At 42.7% G+C, this 6,583-nt stretch carries 4 protein-coding genes; 2 read left to right on the top strand and 2 right to left on the bottom strand.

Annotation, left to right across the window (positions count from 1 at the left end):
• Nucleotides 1-1,361 (top strand): hypothetical protein (locus tag WB308_RS11715; RefSeq protein ID WP_424191739.1); only part of this gene is annotated, 1,361 nt, incomplete at its 5' end.
• A complete protein-coding gene (locus WB308_RS11710; protein WP_424191737.1) occupies nucleotides 1,358-2,332 on the top strand; it encodes a virulence RhuM family protein in 975 nt (324 codons plus the stop codon). The genes WB308_RS11715 and WB308_RS11710, both read left to right, overlap by 4 nt.
• 33 nt (nucleotides 2,333-2,365) lie before the next feature.
• On the opposite strand, the gene WB308_RS11705 is transcribed toward WB308_RS11710, so the two are convergent.
• Together WB308_RS11705 and WB308_RS11700 are read right to left on the bottom strand one after the other, a co-directional pair.
• A complete protein-coding gene (locus WB308_RS11705) occupies nucleotides 2,366-2,791 on the bottom strand; it encodes an RrF2 family transcriptional regulator (RefSeq protein WP_424191735.1) in 426 nt (141 codons plus the stop codon).
• Between the two features lie 105 nt (nucleotides 2,792-2,896).
• Entirely contained in the window at nucleotides 2,897-6,265 is a 3,369-nt protein-coding gene (locus WB308_RS11700; protein ID WP_424191732.1) for a bifunctional diguanylate cyclase/phosphodiesterase, read from the bottom strand.
• Nucleotides 6,266-6,583 lie beyond the last annotated feature (318 nt).

Genomic DNA, 6,583 nt, shown 5'->3' with positions numbered 1-6,583 from the left:
AGGTAAACTTGCTTTTGGCAAAACTTTTTTTTGATGTGGGAAATAATAAAAGATTCGTCGATATGATGGACGAGCTCTCTTACAACATAGAAAATCATCCTAAAGAAAAATATTTTTACGGACTTTTAAAAGCTTTTTATTTTGAAATCACTTTTGATTTATCCAAAGCTATCAATGAACTTGAAACAGTTATTGAAAACACTATAGATATTACCTTGAAACTCCAAGCGTACAATAATATAGCACGTATAGAAGAGATGCGAAACAATCATCTTTCAGCTCAAGCATTTTATGAAAAAGCGTTCGAACTTTTGAAAACGAAACCCGATGCAAAGTTCTTTCCTATTGTAATCCATAACCTACTTATAAAACACGCAAAACAAAAAGAACTTAAAAAAGGAAGCAGTCTTTTAGAAGCTTACTGGCATATAGTAGATAAAAATGATGCTGAACAGCTTGTACAGTATGCAAATGGCCTAATACACTATGCAAGACAAATTGACGATAAAGTTTTATTAGCGCAAAGCTACAAGATTATTGAGGATAATTTTCTTAATACACAAAATGATAAAGAAACATTCATTTTGGAACTCTCTGAACTTCGGATGAGATACAACGACAGCATAGAGTTTGATCACAGTTTTAAAAAAGTGTTTACTAAATTACAACATCAAAAAGATGATTTTTCCCTTCTTGAAAAGCTTAGAATAATGCAGGAATTTAGACATGTATTGATACAAAAAATCACAACCCATCCGTATGAAATTCAGTGGATAGAATATTTTATATCGACCATCGCTTGGAATTTATCATTGAAAGATGCAATTACGGATGAACTAAAAAAGATCGAATCAAGTTTATCCATAGTGAGAGTATTTTGGCTAAAACAGCTGATCGAATTACAAAAAGTCAAAATGACTTTTCCTGCAAATCCACAAGAACTGATAAATGATTTAAAAGTTTTAGTACACTATATAGAAGAGATAATCCGTATATGGGAAGATGTCAACAATGAAGTGCAGCAAATAGATGAAATATTTCACTGGATGGATGAAATACATAGTTACTGGAAACAAACCAATTGTATGGAAATTATCAATATTTATAAGAATGATATAAATATTTATCTGAATAAAGCAGATATGTTACTTGAAAAACATTGGAAAACATGCGGAAATAAGGAGTTTTTAATAGCATTGGCATGGTTTTTCATGCAGTTTCAAAATAATCAAAAAAAAGCACTATACTGGATTGATAAATTTGATAGTTTAAACATCTCTTTGAACCATTATACGCAATATCTGAGAGAGTGGTACAGTACTATAAAACATTCTTTGGTTAAACAAGAGGAAACTATATGAGCCAAATCCTTATCTATCAAAACGACAGCGGCGATATCAAAGTTGATGTAGTTTTTGAAGAGAATTCAATCTGGCTCAGTCAAGCCCAAATCTGTGAACTTTTTGGCAAGGCTAAATCTACGATAAGTGAACACATCAAAAATATTTTCGAAGAGGGTGAACTAGATGACAAATCAGTTGTTCGGAATTTCCGAACAACTGCAAATGACGGTAAAAATTATGATGTCAGCCATTATAATCTTGATATGATTATCGCCATAGGGTTTCGGGTTAAATCTCCTCAGGGGACGAAATTTAGGATATGGGCGACGCAAAAGCTCAATGAGTACATCACAAAAGGGTTTGTTCTTAATGATGAGCGATTTAAAAACGGCTCAAATATGGGCTATTTTGACGAGCTTCAAAAAAGACTTCGAGAGATACGAATATCCGAGCGATTTTTTTACCAAAAAATCAAAGATATTTATATGACCAGCATCGACTATGACCCAAAAGATGAAAAAACGGTAGAGTTTTTTAAAATCGTTCAAAATAAACTTCTTTGGGCGATATCCTCTCAAACTGCGGCAGAATTGGTACATAACCGAGTCGATGTGAATTTACCGCTTTTGGGGATGCAATCGTTTGACAAAGAGAGCAAAAATATCACCAAAAAAGATATCAGTATCGCTAAAAATTTCCTTAATGAGGAAGAGATAAAACTTTTGGGACTTTTAGTAGAGCAATATTTGGCTTTTGCTGAAACGATGGCAATGCAACAGCAGCCGATGCATATGAGAGATTGGATACAAAGACTCGATGTCATCATATCGCTTAATGGTCGAGAACTTTTGACCCATGCAGGAAAAATCAGCCACCAAATGGCTCTGGAAAAATCGGCACTAGAGTATGAAAAATACAAAATTACCCAAAAAGAATTTCAAAAACTGGAGAGCTTTCAAGAACTTGAAAAAGATATCAAGCGACTTTGATAATCACTGGATTACATTTAGATATCTATTAGATCAAATCCGTTTGATTCGGCGCTGCATCACATCTTCGGTGATTTCACTCAGGCGCATAGCGGCATACATTTCGAGCATCTCTTGGCGCCATACATCCCATTGGGCATGAAGAGCGCACGGTTTTTCGGCTTCACAGTCTCCGATTCCGAGGACGCAGGCATCGAAAAAGGTCGTTCCGTCTACCGCTTCGATGATCGAGAGGAGGGTGATATCGGATGCTTCACGCGCGAGGGAAACCCCTCCGGATGCCCCCCGTTGGGAGAGTAAAATCCCTGCATGTACCAGTTTCTGCAGCGATTTAGCCATGAAATGAAACGGCAGTTCCAAGGCATCGCTGATCTCTTGTATCCGGTGAAACTCACCGGAAGGTTTGGTGGAGAGCCATACGGCAGCTCGGATGGTGTCTTGGCAAGCGGATGAAAGCATCGTTAAATCACCTAATGAGGATTAATAATCGGAATTATAATACAGTGCCTATTCATATCCCCTAAATTGCTCTATTTGCTACGATAATTCCGAAGTTTTAACGCGTTATTGCAATGAAGCGTGATAACGTTCAAATTCTTGAGCGGGGAGGGGCTTGCTGAAATAATACCCTTGCACTTCGTTGCACCCGCTTTGACGAAGCAAATCCAGTTGCTCAGCTGTCTCTACCCCCTCGGCGATGGTGATCATGTTTAGACTGTGTGCCATATTGATAATTGTATTGACGATGGTTTTATCTTCAGGATTATCGGTAATATCACGGACGAACGATTGATCAATTTTCAGTTTATAGACCCGAAATTTTTTGAGGTAGTTGAGTGAAGAGTAACCGGTTCCGAAATCATCGATGGACATCCGTATGCCATGATCATAGAGGGTATTCATGATCTCGATGGCTTGCAGAGGGTTCTCAGAGGCGATTCGTTCGGTGAGCTCCAGTTCGAGGTATTCTGCAGGAAGTTGCAGCTCTTCGAGGATACCTAAAACCAGGGAAACCAATTTCGGGTGTCGAAATTGGATGGCAGAGAGGTTGACGGCCATGATAAACGGCTCAATCCCCTCATCTAACCATGCTTTTAATTGTCCGAGAGCACGGCGGAGAACCCATTCGCCTATGGCGATGATTTGGCCGCTTTCTTCCGCGATCGGGATAAATTCTGCCGGAGAAACCATTCCCAGCGTCGGATGGTTCCAGCGCAGCAGTGCTTCCGCACCGATAAGACGCTCTGTGCTTATCGAGAGTTGAGGCTGATAGTATAGCTCCAGTTGATTGCGTGAGAGTGCATGCCGAAGGGCATTTTCAAGTTCCAAATTTCGGGCTGAACGCTCTTGGATTTCCGGGGCGAAAAAACGGTAGCAGTTTCGTCCGTCATGTTTGGCCCGGTACATTGCCGCGTCGGCGGATTGGGAGAGGACGGTGAGATTGACTCCGTCGATCGGATAGAGTGCTATTCCGATAGAGGGGGTGACAGAGAGTTCATGATGGTGTATTTCATAGGGTTCTGAAATGCTTTCAATCAATTTTTCGGCAACGTGCGCTGCACCGTCGGCATCCGTCGCGGATAGAAGAATCATAAATTCATCGCCCCCCTGGCGTGAGAGGGTATCGGCTTCACGGATTAGCGATTGGATACGCAAAGCGACCTGAACCAGCAGCTCATCGCCGATATGATGTCCGAGGGTATCGTTGATATTTTTGAAATGATCCAGATCCAGATAGAGCAAGGCTACCGAGCCTTGGGTACGATAGGCGATGCGGATAGCGTAATTGAGGCGGTCGTTGAGCAGTGTACGGTTAGGTAATCCCGTAAGGGGATCGAAATGGGCAAGCCAGTGCACTTTTTCTTCGGCTGATTTTTGTGCGGTAATGTCCTGCATCGAACCGCGTACACGAACCACCCTATCTTTTTCAATCACCGGAACACCGATGGTTCGAACCCATTTTTGGTTCCCTAAGTGCGTTGTCATCTGAAGTTCCAGATCATAGGGGAGGGCTTTGTGAATGGCGTCATCGAGGGCCGTTTTTATTTTTTCGAGCCATTCCCCTTCGTAGACGCTCAGTCCCATCGCCATGTCTGCAGCAGAATGGGGATCCATATCGTGGATACGGGCCACTTCGGCGGTCCATGAACCTTCACCGCTTTGAATATCAAATTCCCATCCGCCGACATGGGCCATCTCACTCATTTCTTCGAGAAGTTTTTCCGTATGGAGCAAATGCTCTTCTGCCATTTGACGTTTGGTTTCACGATCAAAATTTTCCATTGCAAAACTGATGTCCATCGCCATTTCGATCAGCAATTCCTGACTTGACGTGTCAAACGCATTGCGTTTGTCCGCATAGACCATGAAAGCGCCTATTACCTCACCGTAGAGATGAATCGGCAATGCGGCGGAGGCTTTCCATCCTACGGCATTGCCCCGTTCATGCCAAAGGGTCGTAGCGGGATCGTTTAGAAAATCCTGACACCAATAGGGACGATTTTCACGAACAGCGGTCCCGGTCGGCCCTTTGCCGGAGGGGGTATCGGCAAGGGTAGAGATTTCAATTCCCTTAAGGTAATGTTTAGCGTCCCCATACGAGGCAGCGGGACGGATCAGTCTGCTTTGTGGATCGATAAGACCGATCCACGCCATCGTGATCCCGATATCCGAGACGATCCCTTTGCACACTTTACGAAAAAGTTCTTCAGGAGTCGCGGAACGGACAATGGCTTTGTTACAGTGACTGAGAGCTGCATAGAGATGGGAGAGCTGTTCGATACGTATCTCATGATTGTGCCGCTGCGTGATATCGCGGGCAATGCCCAAAATACCCATCAGTGTACCCGTTTCATCAATCATGGGAGTTTTGATGGTCTCCAGCAGGGCATGATGGCCATCATTGGCAAAGGTAACCCACTCTTCATTGATGCTTAGCGTGTTGCCCTCCATCGCTAAACGGTCTTTTTTCCGGAAAAAATCGGCCAGTTCTTTGTCAACAAAATCGTAATCGGTTTTTCCGACGATCTCCTCCTCTTTGGCTCCGAAAAAGCGTTCAAACATTGGATTGCACAGGAGATAGACACCCTCACTGTTTTTAAGCCATATCAGGTCTGGGATCGTGTCGAGCAGCGTATGGAGCTGATTTTTGGTTTCCGAAATCTCAGAGGTGCGTTCTTCAACCCGTTTTTCAAGGAAACGACGGTGGTTTTGGAGTTCGGCGTATTGTTTGGCAATGTATCCCATCAAAAGGCTGATAAAGATCCCCAGTGCCGCTTCAAGAGCTAAAAGCCACTGATCGTGCCACCCCTCAGTAGGTGCAATGCTCAGTGTCCAGTCGGCATTCGGGAGTTTAATGACCGTTTCGACAGGATGATCCAACGCTCCAGTGCTCGAAGCGGAAATGACCTGTAAGCGGTTGGTGTTTGGATGGATACGGGAGAGGGTATACTGATATCCACTATCGGTGAGGTTATCCAACGTAGTCGCATGAAGAATTTCGGGGAAATGGATGACGATGAGGACAAACCCCCAGAATTTTTTGCTCTCTCCTCTGTAGATGGGCAGACGGCCAACAATCCCTTCTCCTCCTTGTACCAGATGCAGCGGTCCGGCCAGAGTCAGTTTCCCGCTTTCGCGTGCCATGAGTGCTTCGGTTTGCTGCTGCGGATCGGTAAGCAGATTGAATCCTACTGCTTTTTTATTTCCTTCAAGGGGGACAACATGTTCGATGATGCCGTCGGGAACAAGGGCGATTTCGGAAATCAGAGGATAGTGGGCAATGATTTTTTTGGCGATAAATTCAAAATCCTTCGTACTTCCGTCTTCCTGAACCGTTGAAGCGATCGGATAGCTCAATGTCATAATCTGATCGATGTTTTTATTTAAACGAAAAGCATTTTCATCGGCAAGATGTCTGATTTTATGCTTCATCTCGTTTACCCGCATACCATCAAAATGCCAAATCACGCTTGCGGATAGGATGGCGGTTAGGAGGAAAATAAATATTCCGACTTTCCATTCTTGTGTTCGAGAGGTGCCGGCTGAAAAAGAAAAGAGAGATCCTGGCATTTAAAAAAAACCTTTTTCCGGACTTTTGACATCATTGACTCTATGTAAAATATTATAACATCGTTTAGGTAAAACCCATTCGTCTGAATTTGGATCTAATAAATTAATTCAGAGAGTTCAATTATTAATAATACAGCACCATGAGAATAGAATTAGATATAGTATTGTTATACATTCGAG

Source organism: Sulfuricurvum sp., assembly GCF_049587615.1.
Classification (GTDB): Bacteria; Campylobacterota; Campylobacteria; order Campylobacterales; family Sulfurimonadaceae; genus Sulfuricurvum.
This window is presented reverse-complemented; position numbering and strand designations above follow the sequence as displayed.